Origin of the sequence: Paenibacillus sp. FSL F4-0236 (assembly GCF_038000135.1) — a bacterium.
Classification (GTDB): Bacteria; Bacillota; Bacilli; order Paenibacillales; family Paenibacillaceae; genus Paenibacillus_AQ.
Genome location: NZ_JBBOBK010000001.1, coordinates 1,981,122 through 2,005,726, shown reverse-complemented (window position 1 = coordinate 2,005,726; position 24,605 = coordinate 1,981,122). Strand labels below are relative to the sequence as shown.

The 24,605-nt window shown below is 46.3% G+C and carries 23 protein-coding genes and 1 tRNA gene; 4 read left to right on the top strand and 20 right to left on the bottom strand.

Annotated features, from left to right (window positions below; all coding sequences use genetic code 11):
• Positions 1 to 16: 16 nt before the first annotated feature.
• From NSQ29_RS09180 to NSQ29_RS09170, 3 genes are all read right to left on the bottom strand, one after another.
• A complete protein-coding gene (locus tag NSQ29_RS09180) occupies positions 17 to 676 on the bottom strand; it encodes a VOC family protein (protein WP_341124854.1) in 660 nt (219 codons plus the stop codon).
• A gap of 193 nt (positions 677 to 869) precedes the next feature.
• Positions 870 to 1,196, bottom strand: coding sequence for a hypothetical protein (locus NSQ29_RS09175; protein ID WP_341124853.1), 327 nt, complete (start codon positions 1,194 to 1,196; stop codon positions 870 to 872).
• A gap of 205 nt (positions 1,197 to 1,401) precedes the next feature.
• The gene (locus tag NSQ29_RS09170) at positions 1,402 to 4,320 is read right to left on the bottom strand and encodes a hypothetical protein (protein WP_341124852.1); all 2,919 of its coding nucleotides are present in this window, start codon (positions 4,318 to 4,320) and stop codon (positions 1,402 to 1,404) included.
• 166 nt (positions 4,321 to 4,486) lie between these two features.
• On the opposite strand from NSQ29_RS09170, the gene NSQ29_RS09165 reads away from it, so the two are divergent.
• On the top strand, positions 4,487 to 4,681 hold the full coding sequence (locus tag NSQ29_RS09165; protein WP_341124851.1) for a hypothetical protein: 195 nt from the start codon (positions 4,487 to 4,489) through the stop codon (positions 4,679 to 4,681).
• A gap of 62 nt (positions 4,682 to 4,743) precedes the next feature.
• Here the strand turns inward: NSQ29_RS09165 and NSQ29_RS09160 are convergent, their stop codons facing one another.
• The 7 genes from NSQ29_RS09160 to NSQ29_RS09130 form a co-directional block, all read right to left on the bottom strand.
• A complete protein-coding gene (locus NSQ29_RS09160; RefSeq protein WP_340970625.1) occupies positions 4,744 to 6,147 on the bottom strand; it encodes an FAD-dependent oxidoreductase in 1,404 nt (467 codons plus the stop codon).
• Positions 6,084 to 8,204, bottom strand: a complete 2,121-nt coding sequence (locus NSQ29_RS09155; RefSeq protein WP_341124850.1) for an MGH1-like glycoside hydrolase domain-containing protein — start codon at positions 8,202 to 8,204, stop codon at positions 6,084 to 6,086. The genes NSQ29_RS09160 and NSQ29_RS09155 overlap by 64 nt, the downstream gene beginning before the upstream one ends.
• A 30-nt stretch (positions 8,205 to 8,234) precedes the next feature.
• On the bottom strand, positions 8,235 to 9,764 hold the full coding sequence (locus tag NSQ29_RS09150) for an extracellular solute-binding protein (protein WP_076286700.1): 1,530 nt from the start codon (positions 9,762 to 9,764) through the stop codon (positions 8,235 to 8,237).
• Positions 9,765 to 9,816: 52 nt separating this feature from the next.
• Complete coding sequence (locus NSQ29_RS09145; protein ID WP_341124849.1) at positions 9,817 to 10,689, bottom strand: carbohydrate ABC transporter permease; 873 nt, start codon at positions 10,687 to 10,689, stop codon at positions 9,817 to 9,819.
• Between the two features lie 3 nt (positions 10,690 to 10,692).
• Positions 10,693 to 11,652 (bottom strand): ABC transporter permease, encoded by a 960-nt coding sequence (locus NSQ29_RS09140; protein ID WP_076286698.1) that lies wholly within the window; start codon positions 11,650 to 11,652, stop codon positions 10,693 to 10,695.
• Positions 11,653 to 11,899: 247 nt separating this feature from the next.
• Positions 11,900 to 14,188, bottom strand: a complete 2,289-nt coding sequence (locus NSQ29_RS09135; protein ID WP_076286697.1) for a helix-turn-helix domain-containing protein — start codon at positions 14,186 to 14,188, stop codon at positions 11,900 to 11,902.
• Between the two features lie 878 nt (positions 14,189 to 15,066).
• Positions 15,067 to 15,139: transfer RNA gene (locus NSQ29_RS09130), tRNA-Lys, on the bottom strand.
• A gap of 311 nt (positions 15,140 to 15,450) precedes the next feature.
• Here NSQ29_RS09130 and NSQ29_RS09125 point away from each other — a divergent pair.
• The gene (locus NSQ29_RS09125; protein ID WP_341061100.1) at positions 15,451 to 15,807 is read left to right on the top strand and encodes a VOC family protein; all 357 of its coding nucleotides are present in this window, start codon (positions 15,451 to 15,453) and stop codon (positions 15,805 to 15,807) included.
• Positions 15,808 to 16,179: 372 nt separating this feature from the next.
• Here NSQ29_RS09125 and NSQ29_RS09120 read toward each other — a convergent pair whose 3' ends face one another.
• The 5 genes from NSQ29_RS09120 to NSQ29_RS09100 form a co-directional block, all read right to left on the bottom strand.
• Positions 16,180 to 16,425, bottom strand: coding sequence for a hypothetical protein (locus tag NSQ29_RS09120; RefSeq protein WP_341124848.1), 246 nt, complete (start codon positions 16,423 to 16,425; stop codon positions 16,180 to 16,182).
• The gene (locus NSQ29_RS09115; protein WP_341124847.1) at positions 16,412 to 16,645 is read right to left on the bottom strand and encodes a hypothetical protein; all 234 of its coding nucleotides are present in this window, start codon (positions 16,643 to 16,645) and stop codon (positions 16,412 to 16,414) included. The genes NSQ29_RS09120 and NSQ29_RS09115 overlap by 14 nt, the downstream gene beginning before the upstream one ends.
• A 103-nt stretch (positions 16,646 to 16,748) precedes the next feature.
• Positions 16,749 to 17,342, bottom strand: coding sequence for a chloramphenicol phosphotransferase CPT family protein (locus NSQ29_RS09110; RefSeq protein WP_076300891.1), 594 nt, complete (start codon positions 17,340 to 17,342; stop codon positions 16,749 to 16,751).
• A 135-nt stretch (positions 17,343 to 17,477) separates the two neighbouring features.
• Positions 17,478 to 18,029 carry a glutathione peroxidase gene (locus NSQ29_RS09105; protein WP_076286695.1) on the bottom strand — a complete coding sequence of 184 codons (552 nt, stop codon included), beginning with the start codon at positions 18,027 to 18,029 and terminating at the stop codon, positions 17,478 to 17,480.
• 249 nt (positions 18,030 to 18,278) lie between these two features.
• On the bottom strand, positions 18,279 to 19,454 hold the full coding sequence (locus NSQ29_RS09100) for an MFS transporter (RefSeq protein ID WP_341124846.1): 1,176 nt from the start codon (positions 19,452 to 19,454) through the stop codon (positions 18,279 to 18,281).
• A 168-nt stretch (positions 19,455 to 19,622) separates the two neighbouring features.
• Between NSQ29_RS09100 and NSQ29_RS09095 the strand changes: the two genes are divergently transcribed.
• Together NSQ29_RS09095 and NSQ29_RS09090 are read left to right on the top strand one after the other, a co-directional pair.
• Positions 19,623 to 20,498: a LysR family transcriptional regulator gene (locus NSQ29_RS09095; protein WP_076300862.1), complete on the top strand. Its 876-nt coding sequence runs from the start codon at positions 19,623 to 19,625 to the stop codon at positions 20,496 to 20,498.
• 153 nt (positions 20,499 to 20,651) lie between these two features.
• Positions 20,652 to 21,053: a VOC family protein gene (locus NSQ29_RS09090; RefSeq protein WP_076286692.1), complete on the top strand. Its 402-nt coding sequence runs from the start codon at positions 20,652 to 20,654 to the stop codon at positions 21,051 to 21,053.
• 86 nt (positions 21,054 to 21,139) lie between these two features.
• Here the strand turns inward: NSQ29_RS09090 and NSQ29_RS09085 are convergent, their stop codons facing one another.
• The 5 genes from NSQ29_RS09085 to fabZ all read right to left on the bottom strand — a co-directional run bounded on the left by NSQ29_RS09085 (position 21,140) and on the right by fabZ (position 24,546).
• On the bottom strand, positions 21,140 to 21,382 hold the full coding sequence (locus NSQ29_RS09085; protein ID WP_341124845.1) for a hypothetical protein: 243 nt from the start codon (positions 21,380 to 21,382) through the stop codon (positions 21,140 to 21,142).
• Between the two features lie 194 nt (positions 21,383 to 21,576).
• Complete coding sequence (locus tag NSQ29_RS09080) at positions 21,577 to 22,554, bottom strand: phosphotransferase enzyme family protein (RefSeq protein WP_341124844.1); 978 nt, start codon at positions 22,552 to 22,554, stop codon at positions 21,577 to 21,579.
• A gap of 157 nt (positions 22,555 to 22,711) precedes the next feature.
• The gene (locus NSQ29_RS09075) at positions 22,712 to 22,999 is read right to left on the bottom strand and encodes a hypothetical protein (protein ID WP_341124843.1); all 288 of its coding nucleotides are present in this window, start codon (positions 22,997 to 22,999) and stop codon (positions 22,712 to 22,714) included.
• Positions 23,000 to 23,336: 337 nt separating this feature from the next.
• Positions 23,337 to 23,840 carry a DinB family protein gene (locus tag NSQ29_RS09070; RefSeq protein WP_341044335.1) on the bottom strand — a complete coding sequence of 168 codons (504 nt, stop codon included), beginning with the start codon at positions 23,838 to 23,840 and terminating at the stop codon, positions 23,337 to 23,339.
• Between the two features lie 277 nt (positions 23,841 to 24,117).
• Entirely contained in the window at positions 24,118 to 24,546 is a 429-nt protein-coding gene (gene fabZ, locus NSQ29_RS09065) for a 3-hydroxyacyl-ACP dehydratase FabZ (protein WP_076287072.1), read from the bottom strand.
• Positions 24,547 to 24,605: the final 59 nt, after the last annotated feature.

Here is a 24,605-nt window from a genome sequence, read left to right as displayed (position 1 = left end):
CCTTTCTACGTAGGTTCTATAACCTCGTGACATTCATTCCATTTGAATCATCGAGGGTAACTTCACAGACATCAGTCTTTATTGTTAGTTTATATGGATACGATTCTTTGTCTGACATAAACCAGACCCTACCTTCCTTTACAACAATAAGCAACCCTTGCTCGTCACCGACAGCAGCAAATTTGCTATGATATTCCCGCCAAGGAAAGATCCTTGCATGTGATAGTTTGAGTACTGCATTTTCAACATTGGGTACAGGCAAACCGATTTCACTTACACATAATAAACTCGCTTGAGAAAATAATTGATCGGTTGAATTGTTCAAATTATGCCGTGCAATCAATTCTACAAGATTGCCTGCGGGATCACAGAAATAAATAGAATGGGCATTCCAGTCCTTGAAGTGCACTACTTGCTTGTCTTGATCGAGTATTATAGGGACCTTAGGAGTTATCCATCGCACCGCCTCGTCCATTTTGTTTTCAGGTATATTAAAAGCAAAATGATACATAGGTTTTACGCTTTGTTCAGACTCTTTAAAGGATAGGCTAGACTCCCCAACTTTTACACTAAATGAAGTTTGATTTTCTTTAATTAAAGTTAGCCCAAGAGAATCCACATAAAACTCCTTCAATTCTTTAATGGAATGAGCAAGCATCTCTACTTCTCTTATCATTCATTTTCACCTCAGCATTTCTAATAAATATTTCACTTCCAATAATTTACTTAGTTAGAAATTCGGGATCATCGCTACATCATCCTGTCAGTTAGCTGAACAGGCACTAGTGAACGATGTGACGATTTCTTCGATAAATATATCTTGCTTAACTCCACTTCAACTTCCCAAAGCTGGCCCATGATAGATTGCGTTATTTGTCTGTCGATTTTTCTCTCTCGTGCACCGAACAATCGAGTTTATCGATCCCATAAGTTAAGAGGGAAAGAATGAGTCCCGTTGAAAGACCTGCTATTACAGGTGCATGGAAGTTCGCTATCGGTGCTATCCACACCTGGGCCATGAGAAACTTTTCGATTACTTCCTCCAGCAAAATACCGCCCGATGTGACGAGGATAGACATCCCCAACTTCATACACTGGTGATGGACCTCTTCCGGTAACATCTCCTCCGGTGGATTAAGAAGGAAGCGAATCATAAGTACGGTTGGAATAGCCCCACCATCGAAAGACCTCACCATGTTAAGGGAAATCCCGAAGGGACCTATAAGACTTTGTAGCCCCACCTTTGGTTGGACTTTAACCAACTAGATAATGCTTGCCTCTGGGCACGCTATAATAGAAAAAGACAGCCGATCTACCGGCTGTCTCTATTGTTTTTTTATCTCGTGTCCTGTTCCGTGCTTATAAATCAAATCTTCTGCATCTTCGGTTCAGATATGTTCTTTACAGTACCAGCTGTGCGTGGCGAAACAATGAGGGGTTCTTCGGTGTCGTGCCGACTCCTGATCCCCACTGCAAGAAACCATCGCGGGAATCGCCACTGGATCCCCGGTCATCGTCATTCACCAGGAACGAGATTCCAATGGTCTGCATCGGCGGTCCGCTAAACCCTAGCGAGGTCCACGGGACAGAGATGACGTAGTGCATGTTACTTCCGTCTTGAACGATGTTCGCTTTAGCACCAGGGGTTGGTCCCGACTGCTGGCCGGCCGGCGCCGCGAAGGTGTAAACTGACGGTCCGCTGTCGAGAAGTGCAGCCCCGATTTCAACACGCTGTCCGCCAGCGTGTCCTGGCACTCGGTCATAGATACTGAACTGGATGGAATCGGTCTGCCATAGTGTGCTTGGAGTGCGCGCGCCGAAATGTTTATCGTCTGTGACCATGGCGTCAATCACAAGTGCGTCGCTGTTGTAGTTGATGCGCAGATGCCCACTGAGATCGCTGTTGCCGCTTCGTGACCCGGAAATCGATACCCATGTCGCTTGCGTCGCCAAGTCGATTGCGGGCAACGATTGGTGGTCTGTGGGCTCGATGGGAGCGTAGGAAATCGATCCGGATAAAGTGTCCGAACCGTTCTCGCTATCGACGGTCACGCTATACCTCAGGGAATCGAACAACGGAATGTCGGAGAGCGGGAACCGCATCGATGCAGTTCCATTCGCAGAGACATTGGCCACATCCGGCACCTCCCCAGATGCCGGCCCAACTTGGTAGGTAACTTGGGTCGCCGTGAAGGCGCTGGTTCGATTATTCTTCAGATCGATGTCGAGAAAATAGCTTCGGGACGTCGCATCTGAGGTGATTGTTGGCTGGACGCTGATCTCGAACGGCTTGACGACATTTGTCGTTACCCTCAAGCCGGCAACAAGACTCGGCTCGTGCTTATTGTTGCCCCCTTTCCCCGGCTTCGCTTTCGTTACATCTACGGCTATAGTTCGCTGGCCAAGGAGCATGGTTGCAGGAACGCTGATAGTGGCGCTCGTTACCTTGCCTGGGGAAGTTCGAAGCTTTATAGGTTGTGCCCCGTTCGCAATGATCGTCAACTCATTGGGAAGATCCGTCTTGCGGTCCGAGCGATCTGCAGTCACCGTTACAAGAACCGCCTCTCCTTTGATCGACTGGTCGGCAACTTTCATCGTGATCGCTGACTGCGCTAAGCCTAAGCTGTCAACATTGCCTGTGACGTAGATCGGGCTGCCGTTGAGCGTCAGAATGACCGCGCCGTCTGTCGGATTCACCGTCTGAGCCGAGCCATATTCATCAGTGACGATCAGAGGCTGGGTAGTATGCAAAGCAATGTCCTCGGAGCCCGTGGACCACATCACCCGAGTCGTCGAACCTCCTCCTGTGTACGGATACGAGTAGGCGGTAGCGGAGCCGAGGCTGTCGCGGGCACCAAGAGTCTTTCCGGTCACCGCGCGAATGAGCACAGCGTTTGCGACAGCTCCCGGTTTCGGAGCTACGCCGACTACGCCATCGACGGGTTGCCCGAACAGTCCAAAGTGATGTTCCCTATTATTGGGGTCCGTACCGTCATCCATAGCCGAGTACCAACTGAAGACATCCACGCCTGCTGCCTTTGCCAGCACCTGAGCACGCACCAGATTATCCGCTTGCTGGAGCTCCGTAGAGCCAGGGGCATACGTGGGCCAACCGTTCTCCGTAATCCACACGGGGACATGCCGATTTCCAGCCGCCTGCCTCACCTGCTGCACCAACGCAGGAAGCTTCGATACCAATAGGGTTTGCTCGGGCGGGGTGTTTGCCCCCTTGAGAGCGTAACCGTAGACATTCGTCGCGAACGTATCAATGTAGTTGATGCCGCCGGCAGCGAAAAAGGCATTATTCCAGTTATCGTCAATGGTAGATGGAATCGGGCCTATGACATTCGCGTCGGGGTTTCCTTCGTGAATGGGGCCGTACATAGCCTGAAGCATCTGTACATAGCAGGCTGCAGTAGTACCGCAAGCACCGTTGTTGAAGCCGGTGCCATTGAACTCGTTGTAGATGTTGAAATCGCTGACCTTCCCTTTGTAGTGCTCGGCGGCAGCTTTTCCGAACTGACCAAACGCGGCTAGGCCAGCCGCGGAGCTCGGCGTTTTCCCGTTGTCATAATTTGCATTGTTGTAGGCCAGAACACCCTGGGGAGTCATGCCGAGTTCAAGAGACTGTTGTGATTTGGCTTCAAAACCATACCCAGCCCAGTTGTACACGCCTGGCTGCTTTTCAATTAATGACCAGTTAATATCGCTGCGAATGTGGCCATAGCCGATTGTCGCCAGAGAATTCATGAGTCCGTCTTCAAGGGATTTGTAGTGACCAAAGTGTGTGTCGATCCCGAAGAAGGAATCAGGGCTTAAGGCGCCGGCTGGCGTCGGGGTCACAATGCCAAACGTTGTGGTGCGCGTTACCGTCTGGTCATCAATCAGGCTTGAGAAAGTGAGGTTGTAGAATCCCGGACCGAGGTCCTGCACCGATAGCGAAGCATGTCCGTCAGCTCCTACGGGTACAGATCCCGTGCGAAGACTCACGCCCTGATCATCCGTAATTTCATATGAAACCAAGTCACCCACTGTGCCAAAATCCAGGTTTGCGGAATTGGTTGTGAAGAGCAGACTCGGGTTCATCACGGATAGCGCTGGGGTCGTTGCAAAAGTCACCTGGACTCGCGCGAAACAGATTTCCGGCATGACGCCATTGATACTGTGAACGCGCAGACGGAAATCTGCACCGTTTGTACCATTTGCGAACCTAATTCCGTTCAGTTCAAAAATCTGATTCTTCCAAGTCTGACTGCCGCTTGTAGGCATCCAAGGGGTGGCCTGGTATGCGTTGTTTTGACCGTCATACTCGATGGCCATGGTCGTCGCCGCTGCGTCAAAGTAGTCAACGGACACGATTGCGTACGTCGCGCCATCAGGTTTCGCGGAGCTCCCTACATCAATGTAGAGAAAGGGATTTAGGGGATCTTGTGACGTCGTCCAGCACGCCCTGCCGTTCCTGGACGTCGCAGCGTGTGTCGGGTCTTTGTCTGCGTCACCAGGCCAAGCCTTGTTAACACCGCTGTATATTGGGGGTGAGCTCAAAATTACGTCGACCTGGGGCTGGGCAGCGACGGTATGGGGTGCTACCGCCCCAATAACACTGACTGACACAAGCAAGACAAGTACCAAACGGATCATCAACTTTTTCACGAACATGACGTTCACTCCCTTATCTTGAACTGGAACTCAATCACAAATGACTCTGTAAGCGTTATCAAAGATAATTAGAGTATTTCCGTATTAATTTATCTCTTCCGCCCATGCAGAGCTTGCTGGCATTGGAATCCGCTCCACCTCTCCTTCTATAAATTGACCACGCAGCTGGAGAAGGAACCGGATGTGGGAAGTTTGAACCTTCCGGACATTCTGTAGCCCCTGGAATACATAGAGCGCAGCAGCTGTACCCGATGCTTCCCCGATGGCGCTTACCGAGGCCATGATCCGGTAGGAGCTGTGAGCTTCGTGGGTGCCGCTGATGCATCGGGAGCTGAGTAATAGATTGGTGCAGCCCTTGGGGATAAGCGAACGGTATGGAATATGGTAGTAGCCTGGCTCAGGGATGCTCTCAAGCCTACTGGCGCCTCCATCCGGACTATGAATATCCAAGGAATAAGCGCATGCTGCCACCATATCATCAAAGCGCCTGCTCTGCAGGCAGTCCTCTGCAGTCAGTTCGTATTCTCCGACAATTCGCCGCCCCTCTCGGATACCCAGCTTAGGGGCGATGTATTCCAGCTGGGCATGATGGAAAGCGGGATGCTGCTTAATAGCCTCAAACAACTCCTGCGCCTGCCGAATACCTTCTCCTTTCCCTCTAATAACTGTTTCCGGCCGGGTGGGGTCTACATCCAGCACCGAAGTAGAGTTGAACAGCAGGGCTTTTTCATCTGGATAAGGAAAACAAGTAATGCTCTGCCGGGTGTTGCCGGTGAGGCCTGCCGCTTTCATGTCGAGGTAATAAGGCAACAGCTCCCTTCGCAACGAATGAATGGCTGACCACTGCCGAATATCCGGCTCCTTCAGCCGGGAGCAGTCTATACCGCTGACCTTGAAGGTGGCAGTGGCGGACTGCAGCTTACCGTCGCCTTCTCTGCCCAGTTTGTACTCCAATCCCGCCAACGCGGAAAGATTGCCGTCGGCAGTGGCGTCGAGGTATATCTTAGCGGTAACCGCAGTTGTTCGGCTGCCCTGAATATGCAGACGGACAATTCGTCCATTCTTCATATCAACTTGAAAGACCTTACAGTCGGTCCACAGCGTAAGGGTCGGTTCGGAAGCCAATAGCCCCTCATATGCAGCCTTCAACTCCTGCTCATCATAGGTAGGAACGAGCTTCTCATTGTAATGCGTGTATGCGGCGGGGAACAACTCCCGGTGAATGCCGCTGGTAATCGGTTTTCCCCGTGAATCCCGGAAGTTGCATATTAAGGATACACTCGAGAATACACCTGTTCCCCCCACTTCCCCGGCTTGTTCGATCAGTAGCACCCTCATCTGCAATCTTGCAGCAGCAAGCGCCGCGCTAATACCTCCGACACCCGCACCCGCGATGATAATATCAAAATCAAAAGACTCTTTGTTCATATCGTTAGACCCCCTAAATCCGTAACTTCTCTCTCCTCTGCGGAAAAACGACCTACCCATACTCGTTGCGGAGCACCGCTATAAACGATGCTGCCATTGCATGAAATCTCGCAATATCCGGGGTTCATGCTGACGTCAATGCTTTGTCCCCTGAATAGGAAACCGGAAACGCGTACCGTACCTTCCTCCGGCGGGTTCGGACGTATCCATAAGCTGCCGTCCAATCCTGGTTCGATACCCGCCATACCGAACAGTAGAGCTTCCATCCCCGATAACCCCGCCACCACATTGGCCCGTTTATGTGCAGGTACAGCAGGCCTGTCACAATAATGCTCTTGCGGATAATAGGGCAGATGCCTTCCCATCCACAGTAAACGCTTCAGTACATTCCAAGCTGGTCCACTTTGGCCATTTTCCCATAAAGTCAAAGCCAGCATCGGTCCGTCTCCCGTGTATGATCCACTGCCGGACCAGTCCGGATCATTCAGTTCATAATGAAGTTCATCCCTGGCGGATACACTGCTTACTCCGTAAGCTCCGAGGAATGCATCGTCTGTTACCTGTCTGAGCATTCCGGCCATCATGATCTCAGTACAAGCGCCAAAGCGCAAAGCGTCATAATATTGGATCGAGTAGATTATTTCCTCGTGGCCCCCGGGATAGAGTGCCTTGAACCAGCCAGCCTCATCATCCCACAGATGCTCCCGGATTGACTTTCGAATCCGCTCCGCCTTTTCCCGCCACTCCTTAACCGGCTCATGGTCTGCTCCTAAATGCAATGCCAACTCCGCCAGACGGTCGTAGCTCCAGGCCCGCTCGGCATTAGGGCTGGCTACAATGTGCTCATAGCCCGCCCCGCGCATTTCGAGCAAATTATGCTGCAAACCGTAATCCAGCAAATCATTCCATTCGGTAAGGCGCTGGTCATCATACAGTGTTAGCAGTCTCATCGCCGGGAACAGATCGCTCCCTTCCCCATGGAGCACAATAGCGGACCAAGCAAAATGGATAAAGGACCACAGGCTATAGGAGTAAGGGACGTCCGCTCCTCTGCCGGTTGGGGCAAACCGAGAGTGGCGGTCAATTCCACTTGCCACCATCAGTCTGGCCAACTCCAGGCTCTTCTCCTTGCCAAGCAGAAGAACCATCGTTTTGGCTGCGTAGCCGCCAACATCCCACGGATAGCAGCATATGCCCGCCCCCTCCATACCAGATACCGCAGGAAACGGCGTCATGACGAACTCAGGGTTTTCCCATAAACATACGAGACCGCTAATAAGCGAACGTTTATAATAATCCTCCAGCCCAGGAATATCGGATTGCAAGTAAGGCAGACGTTTGCCGGCATCCTCCAATCGCTTCTCCCAACCTACTGTCGTCCGCTGCTCCAGCTCTGCCAGCGTCTCATCCGGGCAAAATGGATTTCCAGACTCGGTCATGATGATGCCAAGACGTACCTCCAGATCTTCCCCGTCGGCCAGCTCCGCTTCCCAAACTCCTTCCCGCAGCAGAGTTACTCGGACCTGTTCATTCTCCCAAACACCGGACACTGCAAAGGTCAAGCCCCCAGATTCGCGTTCGCACAAGCCAGGCTCCAATTCCTGAGCAGGCGCTGCTGCCGCCTCTGGCCAGCCATAGTCCCACAAGTCATAAGCTACATAAGCCGGGCTGCCCGGTGTTACTCGGGGACGCAACACAACTGGCACCGGGCTGCCGCTGCGGTTGCGGATGGTCACCTTCAGAACAAATCCATGGAGGTTCAATAATGGAACCAGCTCACTGCAAACGCTTAAGGAAATCAGCCTTTCTCCGATAAAATGATGGTATGTGCCACGGCGGAAAATTCGATCGGGGCGCCAGCGCTCTTCGGCGTAAAGTACTCCGCAGTCTCCCTTGCCCAAGTTTCCTGTATCCTCAATATCGTGGTCGTTCACGATCATGTGAATCCCAGCATGCAGATCCTTAGCGGCAAAAGGGGGCGAGTAGCACCCCTTAACTCCCATTACCATATTTCGTTCCGGAGCTACGGTGCTATAACCGCTACATACCCAAATATGCTCCTTAGGCGCAAGACAAGCCCGCAGATCAAATGCAAAGTCCTCCAGCAAATAACTCATAACGCACCTCATTTTCTTTAAATAGCCACATTATTTCTTAGCCTGCTTAGCATACAGCTCCGTATAATCCTTGATCATCTGGTCCCCGCCCTGAGAGCGCCACTTCTCCACTTCTTTATTGAAGCCGTCTTCATCAAGAGTTCCCATAATAAATTTGACACGGGCGTCAGTTATGATCTTGTTCAGCTCCGTGCCCTTTTCCACAGCGGTCTGAGAGATCAGGGGCTCCACCGGGTTGGATACGGCAATGGCCTCGTTTTCTTTCATCATGGTACGGAATTTATTGTCCGTCTCCCCCTTCCCTTTCCAGATCATCAGCGCACCATCATAGGTAGGCAGTTGCTTTAGTGGAGATACCTCGTTGGCATACGCTGTTTGGTCAGTGATTTTCGGTTCTCCGTCCTCTCCTTTGGTGTAATGGACCCCCTCGATACCCCACGTCCAGGTATACAACATTTGGTCATCGACGATTTTGTCAAAGAAACCAAGAAGTTGTTTCAGCTCCGCCTCCGACTTGACTGTAGCCTTTGGGAACACGAACATTCCGTTATATCCAGTGGTCGCAAATACCTGTTCCCCCTTTGGTCCTTGAATTCTGCTGACAATATCAATTTTGGCGTCAGGATTGGCCTTCTTCAGCTCGTTTCCTCCTGTGATCACGAAGTCAAGGGTGGTGAACAGCATCCCGGCCTTACCTTGGAAGAATTGCTCTTGCTGTTTGTTGACTTTGGTAGCCGCAAAATCCTGATTAATCAGCTTTTCCTCATACAGCTTCCTATAGAACTTCATGGCTTCCATATTTTCTTTAGTCATAGACTCGGGAACTGCTTTGCCATCCTGAATATCCCATTGGTTGGGCGCTCCGAAGAAGGACGCGATGGTCTGGAATCCAAGGAGACCTGTGGACCCTGCGCCGCCGGAATCCTCGGCTTCCACCAGCCCGAATGTATCGTTTTTTCCATTTTTGTCCGGATCGTCTAGGGCAAATGCGCGGATAACATTATAGAGATCATCGATGGTCTTGGGTTGCTGCAAGCCTAGATTATCTAACCAATCTTGCCTGAAGGTTATGCCTTGGCGGGCCAAAGCTCTGGCGCGGTACAAACCGTAAACCTTGCTATCTACCGATATATTCTTCAGTACCTGTTCATTGGTGTTGTACTTGCTCAGATTAGGATAGTCCTTGATATAAGGTCCGATCTCCCAGAACATACCCGACCGCTCCGCATTGATGATAGATGAGGACTTGGTATCCCCAATCATCAGTACCTGGGGTAGATCATTGGAGGCGATAGAGACGTTGACCTTGTCATTGTAAGCAGACGCCGGAACCCAAGTGACATTGATTTTGGTATTCGTATACTCTTCGATTTGCTTGATAATCGAATTGTCGGCTTTGGGCGGCTCAGTCGAGGAATACTGGTTCATCATTGTAAATGAAAATTGTCCACCTGCCTGCGGGCTCTTCCCTTCCTGTTTGCTTCCACACGCCGACAAACTTGCGGCTGTCAGAATGACTAAGAGACCTGTCAGGAACATTTTGTAGCTTAACTGTTTCATGTCTTACTCCCCCTCATTATATTGAAGATATTGTACTAAAAGATGAATAGGGTCATCCTTTAACCGAACCTAGCAGCACTCCTTTGGCAAAGTGCTTTTGCAAAAATGGATAAATTGACAGAATCGGGACGGTGGAGAACACAATAACCGCCATATTGATAATCTTGGACGGCGGCGGAGGGGCCTCGCTCATATCAGACAACCCCTTCTCCGAGAGAATCACAATCTGTCTTAGCAGGACCTGGATCGGCCATTTATTCGAACCGTTGATATACAAAATAGCGCTCAGAAAGGTATTCCAATGAGTTACTGCGTAAAACAGTGAAAAGGTTGCCAGCGCAGGCAGAGATAGTGGGATGACTATACGGAATAAAATCCCAAGGTCATTGCAACCGTCAATCTTGGCCGATTCCTCTAGGCCGTCAGGCAACTGCTGGAAGAAATTTTTGATGATGATCATATTAAAAGCACTGATCGCGCTGGGAATAATAAGCGCCCAGTAGGTATTGGTAAGGTGCAGCTCTTTGACAATCAAAAAAGTAGGTACAATACCGGCGTTGAATAGCATTGTGAAGATAACCATGAGCATGACAACGCGCCGTCCGTAAAGATCTTTGCGGGCAAGTGGATACGCCATCAGCACAGTCAGCAGCAGGTTCACCAATGTCCCGATCACAGTCACCCCAATGGTAACTGCCAGGCTGCGCAGCAATATTGGAGTAGAGAAGATATATCGGTAGCCCTCTAACGAGAATTTCGTTGGAAATACGAGGAAGCTCTTGGACAGCACCTCCTGCTCTGTAGCGAAGGAAATCAATATGATGTAAATAAACGGGATGATCATCACAGCCGATACCAATAGCAGGATTGCGACATTGATCCCGTCAAACATACGGGTGCTCCAGCTTCGGTTTTGTTGATTCATAGATTAATACACTCCTTCCTCGCCGAATCTTTTGGCCAACCAGTTGGAACCGATGACCAGTACAAATCCAACCAGCGACTTAAAAAGGCCAACAGCGGTACTGAAACTGAACTGCCCTTGCGTAATCCCCGCCGTATATACATAAGTATCAAACACTTCTCCGACCTCACGGTTAATCGGATTTAGCATCAGGAAAATTTGCTCAAAGCCCGTATCCAAAAAGCTTCCCAACCGGAGGATGAAAAGAATAATAATGGTGGAGCGAATGGCCGGAAGTGTCACATGCCATAATTGTCGCAACCTTCCTGCACCATCCATTTTTGCCGCTTCATATATCTGGGGATCAACTCCTGCCAAGGCTGCAAGAAATATAATGGTTCCCCATCCCGTCTCCTTCCAAATCACCTCCAATGTAACCATGGTTCTAAACCAGCCTGAACTGGCGAGAAAATTGATCTTATCTCCACCCATTGCCATAATGGCTTCATTCACCAGTCCGCCGTCGATTGTAAAGAAGGTATAGGCGATGCCGACTACCACGACCCATGAGACAAAATGCGGGATGTAGATGACGGTCTGTATGGTTCTTTTTAATTTCTCACGGCGCACTTCATTAATCATAAGAGAGAGCAGGAACGGTGCAGGAAAGAAGAATAGAATATTGTATCCGGCCAGTACCAGGGTATTCCTCAGAAGCATCCAGAACGCGGGATCATGGAATAGCCGCTCGAAGTGTTTCATGCCAACCCACTGACTGCCGAAAAAGCCCAAGAAAGGCTGATAATCCTTGAAAGCCAAGAGAAGTCCCCACATCGGGGCGTATTTGAATAATAGGAAGTAAAGGACCCCGGGGGCCAGCATCCCGTACAACCATTTGTTTCTCCGTATCTGCCCCCAGAAATAGGGTCTCTTTCTCAACGGGGCAGATATTTCAATCGCAAGATTTCCTTTGGGTTGATTCATCTTCGACTCCACCTTCGTGTTATTTGTGCGTACCTTCAAGATAAGCGTCCGACAAGCCGACGTCTATAATCAAGGGATAATCATCAAGGAAGGTATTTGCCACTATTTAGGTTATAATCATGATCACGTGCGGAACAATCATGAGGATACGATCAGGAGTAACTTCTTGTTACTCTGTAACATCATAATGAAAAGACCCCCAACGACAGGCTGTGGACCTATCGCAGGGAGTCTTCGGCTGAAGCGTTCATTTTTTCTGATGGCAGTGCAAATCCCGGTATTGTCCGGGCGTCATGTTCTCCATCTTGCGAAAAAAGCGAATGAAGTTCTGGGGATTGGTGTAGGTTAATCGATCCGCAATATCTCCGATCTTCATATCAGTCTCTACCAGCCATTGCTTCGCCATCTGTAAACGGTAGTTTTGCAGGTACTCGCTGAAGCTGATCCCCTTTTCCCTGCTGAACAGCGGCCCCAAATGGTTGGGGTGATAATTCAATTGCTTTGCGCATGCTTCAAGCGTAAGCTCGGTGTCGAAGTTCTGATGGATCATATCAGTTAGCTGGTCCGATATTTTCTTGACATGAGACTTTCTCTGGTGCTCCAGCCTGCGCATGATTGGAGTAATGACTGTCTCACTAAACCAAAATCGGATTTCCTCCTGGGATTTTAGATCAAGCAATCTGTCAAAAAGCTGTTTTTCCTGATCGGGTGGAAATTCCGCGTCTGTATTCTTCTTTGTATCTGCTGTTATCTCGGACTGTCCAAGCTCGGTCAGTATCGTGTACAGCCTGACCAATGCCATCCGATATTGGCGCCAGTCGGCTTGCTCTTCAAAGATCAATCCAATGCAGCGCTCCAACAGTTCGTCAGCCCTTGTCCGCTCCGCTAGCTTAACTGCATCGTAGAGCTCTTTGGCTGCACGGTGCGGGAACACGCTGGATACCAAGTCTTCAGGCTGGACATCATCGATAAACAGAACTGATTCCGCGCCGAAACGGATCCTATAGCGAAGCGCCTCCAGTGCTTGCTTGGCAGAGATAGAAATATCGACGAGCTGATTTTGGGGACGGCTGATGCCGATGCTAATATGCAGCTTCAGGTATTGCAGTACTGTTCTCTGGATCAGTTCTGCTACAGCAAACAACCGGTTCTTGTACTCCACATCCGTAGTTACGGCACCTCCGACAACCGTGATCTGGGATTGTTCCAGCAACACAGAATCTAGCCGTTCCTCGGCGGGGATCAGCTCGCCGACGATATTGGCGATCGCGAAGAGCAGCAGATCACGGTCGTTTTCGCTATACCGGGACCGCTCCAGAAAATCGATCTGAATGGCGAGTACGGCATACCAGTTCCAATCGGCGTGATAGCCATATTCTTTCAATCTGGCCGGTAACTGAGATTCTTTCTCCTCGCCGCGAATCAGCTTCATGACAAAAAATTGCTTCAGTTCCCGTACTTGTCCTGTCAGCTGAGCCAGGAGGCGGGATTCCGTCTGCAGCATGGATTGCAACCGACAGCCGATCATGGTGAATTCGTCGGTACGGGCTTCATCTGGCGGATCTCCGAATCTGCTGGCAATCGTTGCGGCCAATTTCCGAACTGGCCGGTAGAAATTACGAGAACCAAGTAGTGCGAGTCCGCCGGTTATCAGAACCATGAGCAGGCATACAAACAGAGTAACCCAGCCTATAGAGCGGGAATCTCGGGTAATATCCTTGATGAATATGGCGGAAACATAAATCCAGTCATTATAACTTGACTTACGAACGATAACGGTTGTATTGTCCCCATCAAGCTCAACGTTGAATTGTCCTTCCGTTTCATTTCGCCTTTGCATCTCGGCAACAAGTTGCTCAAAACCGGATTGCTGTATTTTCCGATCGCTTCGGGACAAAAGCCGGTAATCTTTATCCATTACCATAATGCTACCGATTTGGTTGTCGGCCGCCAGAAGGCTCGCCAGCTGCGATTCGGCGATGGTCACGATGGCCAGTCCGTTGGCTTTCAGCGAATTCAACGGGATTTTCTTCACGAGACTAATACTTGGCGAGCTTTTGTCCTCGTCCGTTACCCAAAGAGAAAATGAAGGCAGCTTCTCATACCGGAGAAGATGATCCAGATTCCTTACATCGTCAAATGTAAAAATATTGTTGTTGTCGACGCCCCATTTACCTTTTAAATTTACTACAGTCATATTGTTTATCGTCAGCTCGAAGGTTTGGCTGCGCACCATGTTCTGGTACATCTCATTATAAACCTGATAATGGGCTGCAGAATAAGGGAGCGACATCGCATTCACCACAAGGGGCGAGCTAATATACTGCGTAACCGAATGATCGATCGTCTTGAGGGTTTGCTCCACACGAAGTTGGGTCTGCTGAAGTGTCGCCATGCTGCTCTGGTTTACCTTGTCCTGCACGATTGAGGAAGCTTTGAAATATGAGATGATTCCAACGATGATCACTGGAATAGAGCCAATCAGCAGACTGTACATTAAGAGACGGGTGAAATAGTTGCTGGAACGAATTTTCATGGCAACTCCCTTGTGAACGTTTTCAATAATGTTTCACCTATTATAGAGATGAGATTAAAGGAAGTCCATAATCAGGACATAATCATTAGAACGGATTATCTGGTTTGATTCGTTATCAGCTTAGCATAATGTTGAATACACTTTTTTTGACATCAAGCGTGATCTTATATTCAACGGCATGAACATGAAGAGAAACGTACTTTTAGGCTTTTAGGGGACTATTTGGGGATTCAGTTATATTTTGATTTTTTACCTGATTAGGCTTTTTAATTAAGACAAATCGACCATCTACATGCTACCCTTTTCGGATAATCAAACTTAATAGACTATCGCATTGGCTAGGGTAGAGAACCTCGCTCGTCTTGATTCATCAGGTATGACAGACATTCTGTAACCTCCTAGAGTTCACATTAGTTTGGCTGCATTTCTTTAGTCATAATGCTAAGACTGCGTCTTTCAAGGGAATTCGGCGATTGTTGCGCTATCCTGCCCGTTGAGAATAAGACAGCTGATCTCCCGGCTGCCTCCCCAACTGTTTTTTTATCTCTCGTGTCCCTTCAAATATTAGACATACATCTAATCAGCTATGATTCAAAGTTCTTGTTCATTTCGGCTAACGATGTAAGTTCTTGTACTCAGCTCGGGACAAGAACTTGGTTAGTCTGAAGTTGAATTTCGGGGTTAGCGAGCACCGAAAGTAACTGGCGGTCGACTTGGCGTTTAGCTTTAACATCTAGAGTTCAGAGGGTGAGTTCCGGTCTGGATGCACGAGCGGGCTGTTGCCGTTGGCATTTGCAGCTCAGACCCCCCCACTCTCTGCTTATTCCTCCAACTCCCATTAACAACAAAAAAACTGCATTTCCGCCTTTTCTTCTGGATGGACTCTCAGGGACTCGAACCCTGGACCAATTGATTAAGTGTCAACGGCTCTACCAACTGAGCTAAGAGTCCATGTATAAAATTGTTAGTGGAGCCAAGGGGGATCAAACCCCTGACCTCATCGCTGCAACGATGCGCTCTGGCGTGGTGGTCAGGGGCACTGCCCTATACTTCACCTCACAAAGCAATGATCAATTTCCAACTGTTTCATTTCCAAAAAAGAAAACCCGTCTCACGATGGACCCCTTTCATACTTTTGACTAGGGGTAAGCCGCTTGCCAAATCCCTTATAAACGCCCCACGATTCCTCATCCTCCCCGGTTTCAGTGCAAAATGGCGTATAATGAACAAAATATAAATTCACATAAGGGGATATTAAAGTCATGAAATTGAGCCTGAATTGGATTACACTAAGGGTGCGCGATCTGGAGGCATCCCTTAATTTTTATCACAGGATTCTGGGACTTCCGATAGACCGCAGATTTGAGAGCAGAGGAAAACAGATTGTTTATGTTAGGCACGGAGGGACAGCCCAAGATCAAGCTTATACAGGGAACCGACCGGCTCTGAAGCCGGAATGCGGCGCTTCCGTTGGGTTCGAGGTGGAGTCACTGGATGAGGCAATAGATCATTTGAAAAATCAGGGCATCCCGGTAGCGCGCAGGCCGATCACGCCGAATCCCCGCTTGCGGTTCTTTTATGTTCTGGACCCGGACGGCTTTGAGGTACAGATAGCTTAGCACAGCTAGGCCAGTGTTTTTCAAATTAGCCTCTTGCTTCACTTACCAAACAGCACAAAAAACGGCGGAGACGCCGTTGGATCAGAGCATATCTCCCCCAGCGAAAATGCACGCTTTCCTTGTTACCGAATGTTCTCGGCAAATAGCACAATGTTTTGAAATCAATGATAAAAGCGTACCCATTTAACCTCATCGATCCGTCAGGCCTCCTAAGAATAAGAACGTCATCTTTACGGCTGCAGCCGCCTCAAAGTAGATTCGTCTGCCTTGGCCCGTACTTTTGCCTCCAACTTCCTTCAGATTCACCTCGCGGTAGATACCCTTGCCCTTCGCTAAAGGTAAACTTGCCAGCCCCCGTGGGAGACTTTCACCCTAGAGATGACGCCCATGCTGGGCATACATCTCTAAATCATTATCCAATTTTAAGAGTCTAGTCGAAATTTCAGTTTTTGGAGGATCAGGCATTACAGCGGTGTTTAATCTGCGCTGTAATTCTTCAATTCCGTATTCCTTATTCTTAAAACGTTCGACTAAGATTTCGTAATGATGAATGACTATTGAAATCCAATTTATCGGTACATGGCTTGAGTTTTCTGCGCAATCTTTAGCTTCCTGCAATGAATCGTGCAGAGTGCAGAGTGCCACCAATAACATTCCACTGTAGGTCACATGAGAATAGATAGTAACCTCTGGCACCGTCATATTTAGCTACCGCGAAAGCAGTGATAACCTCTTTTTTGTTTTCACCCTCGAACAAAACATATCCGTTATTATTGAAATGCTCGTTTGCTGTATAAATCAAAACATTTGCTCCATCCAGCAATGGTGGCACTGTCAAGTTATTCACCTGCTTTCGAAATTCTTAATTCCGAAATCCCTCGGGCAGACCGAGAGGCGATAGCCCCAACGCTTGATATGGTGTTATCTGATGGATTCGCCTACTAGGAAGCACTAACATTTCTTTTACTTAATTTCTTAAATACCGAGTATTCCTTATTGGACTTAATAAAACTTAATATCTTTTCGGCACATTCTTTTGGATTCATCTCTTCAGTATTTACTTCGAGGTCATATTCATCAAAGCAATATACTTTGCTAAACTGTGAAGCTGCCAGTCCGATTTTTCTATCTCCTCTTGCTTGCTCTCTTCTTATGAGTTCTTCTTTCGAGCATATTACACCTATAAATAACGTAGGCTGATCGAAAAATTGATCAAGAAACTCATTAAACCTCTTGTCATTGTCGATTACGGTATCAACTATTACATTAAAACCCATTTCTGATAACAATTTAATTGTCGAATGGTACACTGAGAATATGGAATCATCAAGTATTTGTGAGACAACTTGATGATCTATTTCTCTTGGAGGTTCATCTGGAAATTTATTATTAATAAAATCATTGTAATTATTAAAAAAATCATCAATTGATAAATGATAAAAAGGAATCTCTTTCTGATTTAGAAGTTCAGTCGATATGGAGGTCTTTCCAGAACTTGAAGTTCCATTTAGATAAACTAACATCCCTTGCTTCAATTTAATCATCCCTTCAAAAACGTATTTTACAGATAACGTTATAATCACAAAGTCCATAAAATTATCCAACTCATAAAATATTCGAGAAACGATTGAACTATCCTGCCCGTTAGCTCAATCACTAATCGGATTCATTTACTTTAAAAGAAGTGATTCAATAAATACCTCTATGTCAAATGGTTCAGTCGTAGTTTCGTATCTACCATATATATGGCCGTTTCGATCGATTAAAAACTTTGAGAAATTCCACTTGATCCCGTCACCGGCATATATGTCCGGATACTTTTCCAGCAGAAAATCCTGCATCCATTGACCGCCTGATGTCTCAGTATCGAACCCTTGAAATGGTGCTTGCTGTGTTAAATATTGAAATAACGGATGAGCAGACGGTCCCCTAACCTCAACTTTCTCGAATAAAGGAAACTTAACTCCAAAGTTGCTCTCACAATATTCATGTACTTCCGAGTTACTCTCTGGCTCTTTCTCGTTGAATTGGTTACAAGGAAAACCTAGTATTTCAAACCCTTGCTCATGGTGTATTTCGTAAAGCCTTTGAAGATCAGGTAATTGGCGAGAATAGCTGCATCTACTAGCAGTGTTCAGAATAAGCAGAACTTTTCCACGATAAATTGACAATTCAACAGGCTCACCATTAATTGACTTCGCTTGAAAATCATAAATAGACATCAGACCACCATTCCTCCGCGTTATTATTATAAATAACATAATATCGCTACAGGCTTTTATTGGTCTAATATATAAAAGGAATAATCTTTATAGAATGAACCTATAATCCAATATTACCTTAGTATATTGCCCATTTAATTTACTAGAAAAGAGGAGCTACCATATAGGAAGCTCCTCTACTTATTTCCCCCCAACAAAATCCGTTTCTAAATTCATCATGAAAATAGTACATCCTCTCAGCTCTGGGGCTTATCCTAACTCGCTGGAGAACTTTTTTTTATTACCTATAGCCAATTGAACGATAATCTGAAGCACGATGATTACAGCCAAACCATAGAATGCTTGGACGAAGCTGCCCGTTGTATCGTGGAGCCAGCCAATGGCTAGCGGCCCAAGCGCTCCGAGAATGTAGCCACCTGATTGGGTCATTGCGGACCAGCTACTGGCTTCCTGAGCATTGCTTGTTTCATCAATGGGCAACATCAGTGCAATCGGGAACAGTCCACCTGCTCCAATACCGAGTGGAATCGCCGCGAGCCAGGGGCTTACGGATATGTTTAGCATCAGGACACCCATCAACTCTAATAACGCACACCCGACAAGCCAGAATACACGTCTTTGGTAACGGTGTACAAGCATGGGAATGAACAACGTAGAGGGCAGAGATATCAATGTAAATAAGGTTTGGATGTTGCCGGCCGTCTCTTGACTATACCCCTTGCTTTGGATTGCTGGCGCAAGCCAAGCGGTCAACGAGTAGAAGATCGCTGCCATCAGCCCGAAGAATAATGTCAGCATCCAGGCACGCTTGTTGTTCACCGGAAGTGGTGCATTAAGTACACTCGAGATTTTACCGGATTGTCGATCTATGCGCGCAGACCAGGCTAATCTCAACCAGATCGGCAATGCAATGGCTGCGAGAAATGCCCATACAGCCAACGAGCCCCTCCACGAACCACCCAGCGTATGCTGAAGCGGAACCGATAATCCCACACTAATGCTGGCCCCCAACACCATCGCTGTAGAGTAGATACCCACCATAGCTGCCACTCGGTCAGGGAAGTACTGCTTAATGAAGCTGGATAATAGCGGCCCTGCCAATGCTATTCCTATTCCGGACAGAAAAGAAGTGAACATCATCAATGGAGTTGTACCAACAAACCATCGTAATCCCGTACCTAACCCAATGAGGATTAAAGCCAGAACAATTGCGCCCTCATTTCCCCACTTTCTACTTAATCTTACGGAGAACGGAGCAAATATCCCCATACATAATACCGGAAGTGTGGTTAACAGACTGGCGGTAATCCCGCTTATACCCAGATCATTCTGTACGGTGCTCATTAGAGGTGAAATGGATGTAATGGGTGGTCGTAAATTCAGCGAAGCCAGGATAAGCGCCAGGACGATATAAAAAAGTTTCATTATGAATCACCTCATGGTAGTAGTATCGTTACATCACCCATCATCCTATTTGTTAACGACAGATCGTTGGGTGGTGCACGATTAAGTATAGAATCATTAGAATGATTGAACAATACTATAGTTTCTATTAAAATGATTACTAAAACCAATGATAAGAGGGAGATTCATATGGAGATTCGTCAGATGGAAAACTTCATTACGGTGTGTGAGGAGCTTCATTTTACACGAGCAGCTGAGAAACTCGGCATATCTCAACCTACGTTGAGCCAACAAATACGCGCGCTCGAGGATGAACTCGGTGTTCCCTTATTTGACCGAGTCGGCAAAAAGATTGTGATGACCCAGGCAGGAAATCTGTTTCTGGAGCACTGTGTACAGATGATTCGGCATTTACAGAATACCCAGGATGCGTTAGCTGAACTCCGCAATGATCAACGAGGTCGCTTGGTAATTGGTGTTCTTCCTTCCGATCTGGACTATCGGCTCACTCCATTGCTCGTGAATTTTCATGCACGATTCCCCAAGGTACAACTGAAGGTTATCTCTTCGATCTATGTCTTGAATCAAGTACTGGATAATGAAGTAGACATCGGCATCGAGATCACGTCTGCTCCTGATGATCGGCTTGTACGCATTCCTTTGTGCAGTGAAGAATATGTTCTCGTCGTTTCCGAGAATCATGATTGGGCTGAACGAAGCACGATTGGAATCCAGGAACTGCGAAATATCCAAACTGTGATGTTCCCCGAAGGATTTACAGGCAGAGAACTGGTTGATGGCTATTGCCGTAAATATGGCTTCAGTTTAAATACGATCATGGAGACCAGTTCGGCTACTTCCATTATTAGCTTGGTTAAAGCCAACGTCGGAGGAACATTGCTGCCTTATCGTTTGATCCAAGCGATGAATGAACCAACTCTACGCTGCATCCGAATTACAGACGATCCGCCATACCGTCACTTTGAGATCATTCATAGGTCCGACCGTTTTCTGACAAAATCGGCCAAGGCATTTATTGAGAAAACTATCGAGTATTTCAATTAAGAGTGAGTTGCGATTTAGAGAAGAGAAGTTACTAAGGAAACCGCATAATGCATGACAGAAATGTCATTACGGATTCTTTTGTAAGATTCGCTTCTGCTGCCAGAACTAGAGTATAGTAGGAGTTGTTAAAAATATATTCAGGAGGCTATAGCCATGCCACAGGAGATCTGGATTAACCTGCCGGTCAAAGATGTTGAGAGGTCAACTGCCTTTTTCAATGAGATTGGATTCCATGCAGTGAGCGTTGGTAACGAGAGAGCCAAGCTTGACATAGGCCAAACAACGATTCTGCTGTTCCCGGATGCATCGTTTGAGAAATTCACAGGTTCTAAAACCGCAGATACTTCCCATAGCGCAGAAGTAATATTCTCCATTGGCGCTGAAAGCAGAGAAGAAGTAGATGCCTTTATTCAAAAAGCAGAGTCTGCCGGAGGAAACATCTTTGGCAAGCCGAGTGAAACTGACGGCTGGATGTACGGCGCAGGATTTGCCGACCTGGACGGTCACCGCTGGAACCTGCTGTACATGGATGAGAGCAAAATGCCTAAAAGCTAATATGAAGACGCCAGTCACCTGCTTAAGGTGACTGGCGTTTTTTCACACCCACTATAATCTCATATCTGTAATTCAAATCATCTGGGTTAGCCTATCGTTTCTTTGACCAATAAAGAAGCATATCCTTTTTTTCTTAAATATAAAGGGGTAGCAATTGAACCAATCCCCTTTACAACTTGGTCATCAGAAAGATTTAGTTCATATACGATGAGGGAGCTTAATAGCTGCTTTGTATCTGTTGCTTCAAGAACGTACCACTTTCCCTTTTTATACTTTTTGGAAGCCTGGCACATAGTTATATATTCTTCATATGGCAGATTATCTCCCAAACATCATAGCCCATCTTATAAATTTCGATCATTTCCTCTTTTGTTGCTTCCCTAATTTTTTTCAAAGTACCTCTCCTTTTGTTTTATGCGGTTATAGATTCTTTTCGACTTTAAGCTTATCATGATCTCTATTCTTCTGAAGCTAAACTGCTCCCAAAGTGATCTGGGCTAACGTTCTCCGTTCGTTGAACAAACTACTCCCAGTAAGGAGTACCACTAAAGAGAAATTCTTCTTTATTTACATATCGCTTAAATTCCCGACTTGCTAATTTACTAATGTGACTGGGTAACCACTCATTAGATTCAGGCAGCCCAAGCCAAAAATTCATTGTTTCGAGTTGGGCTGCTACAAAGAAACCTTCTAAACGTTGAACATAGTTATGAGGCAGGTCGAATTGTTTTGCGTATGATTCTAGCAACTGGTTTCTGAATGCTGGGTGGATATAAGAAAGTGTCCAACCTAAATCGAATAAATAATATCCGAACCCACAAGCTCCAAAATCAATAGCTCTAGCTTCTTGTTCATGAAACACAAAATTACTTGGAATCAAATCTGCGTGAATTATCCCCCAATTGCCTGGTGTTCTTTCTATGTCGTTCATCATTAAAATTGCACACTCTCCGGCCAATTGCAGAATTTCCACATCATTTTTATCGAGCTCACCAGCGTTAGCAAGCTGTTTTAGCTTTTCTAATGATTGTGAAATTCTAGAATTATCAAATGACGGTCGAGTAAATGATGACGGAATTTTCCAAAAGGATGATTGTTTATGAAGCTTTCCGATCAATTCGCCTACGCACTCGGCATCATTGACTGTTGGAACAAATTGTTTTTGTTCACCATCTACCCATTTTAACAATGTACAGTTTATGTCAGCTATCTTAGTAACATATTCACCAATGTTATTTTTTATAGGTGATGGCAACACCAGATTTGTATCATTTGTTAATGATTCCAGCCAAATTATTTCTGAATGGATGACTTTTTCCTCAGACCAAATACTTTCCATCGAATCATTTTTTGATAGATGTATTCGCAAACTATAACAGTTACTTTCCTTATCTGTCACTTTATAGATGGTGTTTGCATTTTGTCCAATATGAGCTATTGATTGATAAGTAATTGGATAACAAGTTAATGCTTCTATAGCAATATCCTGAGTATTCAGCACGGTATCTTCCCTCCCCTTGAAACAACCGAATAAGGACATCGTACCATAATATTTTCCAATAGTTTGAGAGAGAACACTTATATTTATTTTTTATCCATCACTTAGTTGATTAAGGTAACCTGCTCATCAATATGTATTATTCAACTATCGTGTCCCGTTAGCTCAACGGAACTTCGATATTATTGTTATTATCTGATTTAGGATGAAGTCGATTTTCTATTACAAAAAAATGATTGAAAATACCTACTACTCGTATTTTATTATCTGCCTCTCCAAAAATTTTTGTTTCTGCTGTCATAAAAATAATCTGATGTGTGAGACTTGATGATTTCAAGTCATTAATAGTATGAAAGCAATTTGAGCTTTCAGAACTGTCACATTTAAGACCGTGAACCTTATGGAGGTAATTATCATAATCTTGACTACTTGGTTTTGTATAAGCCATTACAAATAATAATATGGAAACTATTAGGAAAGCATATTTCTTCTTGATAAAGACACCTCATCTCTTATGGATAATCGTACCCTATAATACCGCATTTAACTGCCTAATAGTTCAACAAGGCAACACCACGCTCTATTGCCCGTTAGTTGAACAAATAAAAAACGGCTGCCGAAGCAACCGCTATTCCACTAACGTTCCCCGTTAGTTCAATAGAATTAACAGTTTCAGTCCGATGGTATCCTCTTGTCTATGATTCAAGCCACCACTTTCAATCCTATGATTAAATACTTATAAATCCCACTATAGCCAAACGGCCAAATGCGGATATAATCTTACTCTAAATTACTGGAGGTAGCGCTCCGTACTCGGCCCACTGCTCTTTTGTCGGGCCGTAAAGATCCGGCACACGAAGGCCTGCCTGACGCATCAGGACTGTCATCTGACCACGATGATGAATCTCATGCTTTACGAGAATATCCAGCATTAAGCCGTTTGGCCATTGATCACCATACATATCGCTCATGATAAGCAGATTCTCATCTTTCCAACTGGACTGTATAGCATTAAGGAGCGCTTGTGAGGTCCTCTTATAGACTGATGCGATGTCTGCTGCCGAAGCTGGCACCGGCATATCTTCGCTCGGTCCTTCGAAAGACAGTCCCGTCCGAGATGGCATTTCGTGCAACGTCTGTACAAGGTGCCATGCAACACGTCCAAGCGTTCTATGATCGCTTGTTATCTGTTGGCCAAGAGACTCGTCGGTCAGGATCTCCAGTGTCCGCATTGTTGCTTCCGTTTCATTCTGCCAAGTTGCGGCAAAATCTTTAATGTGTTTATACATATCCAACATCTCCTTTTTGTAATGGAATCAAGTTTATTATACCGAACACTAGTTCGTAAGTAAATATTTACATTTACTTAAACTACCCCCGTTAACCAAACGAAGCTGCCGAAAATCATTGCGCTAATCCCGAAATGTAATTAACTACGTATGGTTAATACTTTTGATCATTTTGTTTACGCTAGCCTGCCCGTTAGCTTAATGAAAAGAGCAGGATACCGAAGCACCTGCTCATCAATGTATATTGTTTAATTGTCGTTTCCCGTTACATTAAAACCTAAATCGAACTGAATGCAAACATTATTTCAGATTCGCATACCAATTCATTATTTACCGTGGCGACTCCCTTTCCTTTGACGATTTGTCCCTTGATTCGAATTACATCAAATACAAGAAGGAGTTGGTCTCCTGGTTTTACTTGTCGTTTGAAACGACAATTATCAATACCAGTCAGTAAGCCTATTTTATGATTGTTGCTTTCAACGTTAGACATAGCGACTCCACCGACCTGTGCCAGTGCTTCTACAATTAAGACTCCAGGCATTACGGGATAGTCAGGGAAATGACCGAGAAAATAAGGTTCATTAATGGTTACATTTTTAATCCCAACAGCTCTCTTCCCCTCATTAATCTCCAATATTCTATCGACCAAGAGAAATGGATTCCGATGAGGAATAATCTCTTTAATTCTTTCAATATCAATCATGGATTTGCCTCCCTAATCGGTTTATTACCATTTTATCGCCTTTGGGTTAAACTGGCCCG

Coding starts and splice junctions, on each gene's coding strand:
- NSQ29_RS09180 (WP_341124854.1), bottom strand. CDS start 676: ATGATAAGAGAAGTAGAGATGCTTGCTCATTCCATTAAAGAATTGAAG.
- NSQ29_RS09175 (WP_341124853.1), bottom strand. CDS start 1,196: ATGGTGAGGTCTTTCGATGGTGGGGCTATTCCAACCGTACTTATGATT.
- NSQ29_RS09170 (WP_341124852.1), bottom strand. CDS start 4,320: ATGGCCATCGAGTATGACGGTCAAAACAACGCATACCAGGCCACCCCT.
- NSQ29_RS09160 (WP_340970625.1), bottom strand. CDS start 6,147: ATGGGTAGGTCGTTTTTCCGCAGAGGAGAGAGAAGTTACGGATTTAGG.
- NSQ29_RS09155 (WP_341124850.1), bottom strand. CDS start 8,204: ATGAGTTATTTGCTGGAGGACTTTGCATTTGATCTGCGGGCTTGTCTT.
- NSQ29_RS09150 (WP_076286700.1), bottom strand. CDS start 9,764: ATGAAACAGTTAAGCTACAAAATGTTCCTGACAGGTCTCTTAGTCATT.
- NSQ29_RS09145 (WP_341124849.1), bottom strand. CDS start 10,689: ATGAATCAACAAAACCGAAGCTGGAGCACCCGTATGTTTGACGGGATC.
- NSQ29_RS09140 (WP_076286698.1), bottom strand. CDS start 11,652: ATGAATCAACCCAAAGGAAATCTTGCGATTGAAATATCTGCCCCGTTG.
- NSQ29_RS09135 (WP_076286697.1), bottom strand. CDS start 14,188: ATGAAAATTCGTTCCAGCAACTATTTCACCCGTCTCTTAATGTACAGT.
- NSQ29_RS09125 (WP_341061100.1), top strand. CDS start 15,451: ATGAAATTGAGCCTGAATTGGATTACACTAAGGGTGCGCGATCTGGAG.
- NSQ29_RS09105 (WP_076286695.1), bottom strand. CDS start 18,029: ATGTCTATTTATGATTTTCAAGCGAAGTCAATTAATGGTGAGCCTGTT.
- NSQ29_RS09100 (WP_341124846.1), bottom strand. CDS start 19,454: ATGAAACTTTTTTATATCGTCCTGGCGCTTATCCTGGCTTCGCTGAAT.
- NSQ29_RS09095 (WP_076300862.1), top strand. CDS start 19,623: ATGGAGATTCGTCAGATGGAAAACTTCATTACGGTGTGTGAGGAGCTT.
- NSQ29_RS09090 (WP_076286692.1), top strand. CDS start 20,652: ATGCCACAGGAGATCTGGATTAACCTGCCGGTCAAAGATGTTGAGAGG.
- NSQ29_RS09075 (WP_341124843.1), bottom strand. CDS start 22,999: ATGGCTTATACAAAACCAAGTAGTCAAGATTATGATAATTACCTCCAT.
- NSQ29_RS09070 (WP_341044335.1), bottom strand. CDS start 23,840: ATGTATAAACACATTAAAGATTTTGCCGCAACTTGGCAGAATGAAACG.
- fabZ (WP_076287072.1), bottom strand. CDS start 24,546: ATGATTGATATTGAAAGAATTAAAGAGATTATTCCTCATCGGAATCCA.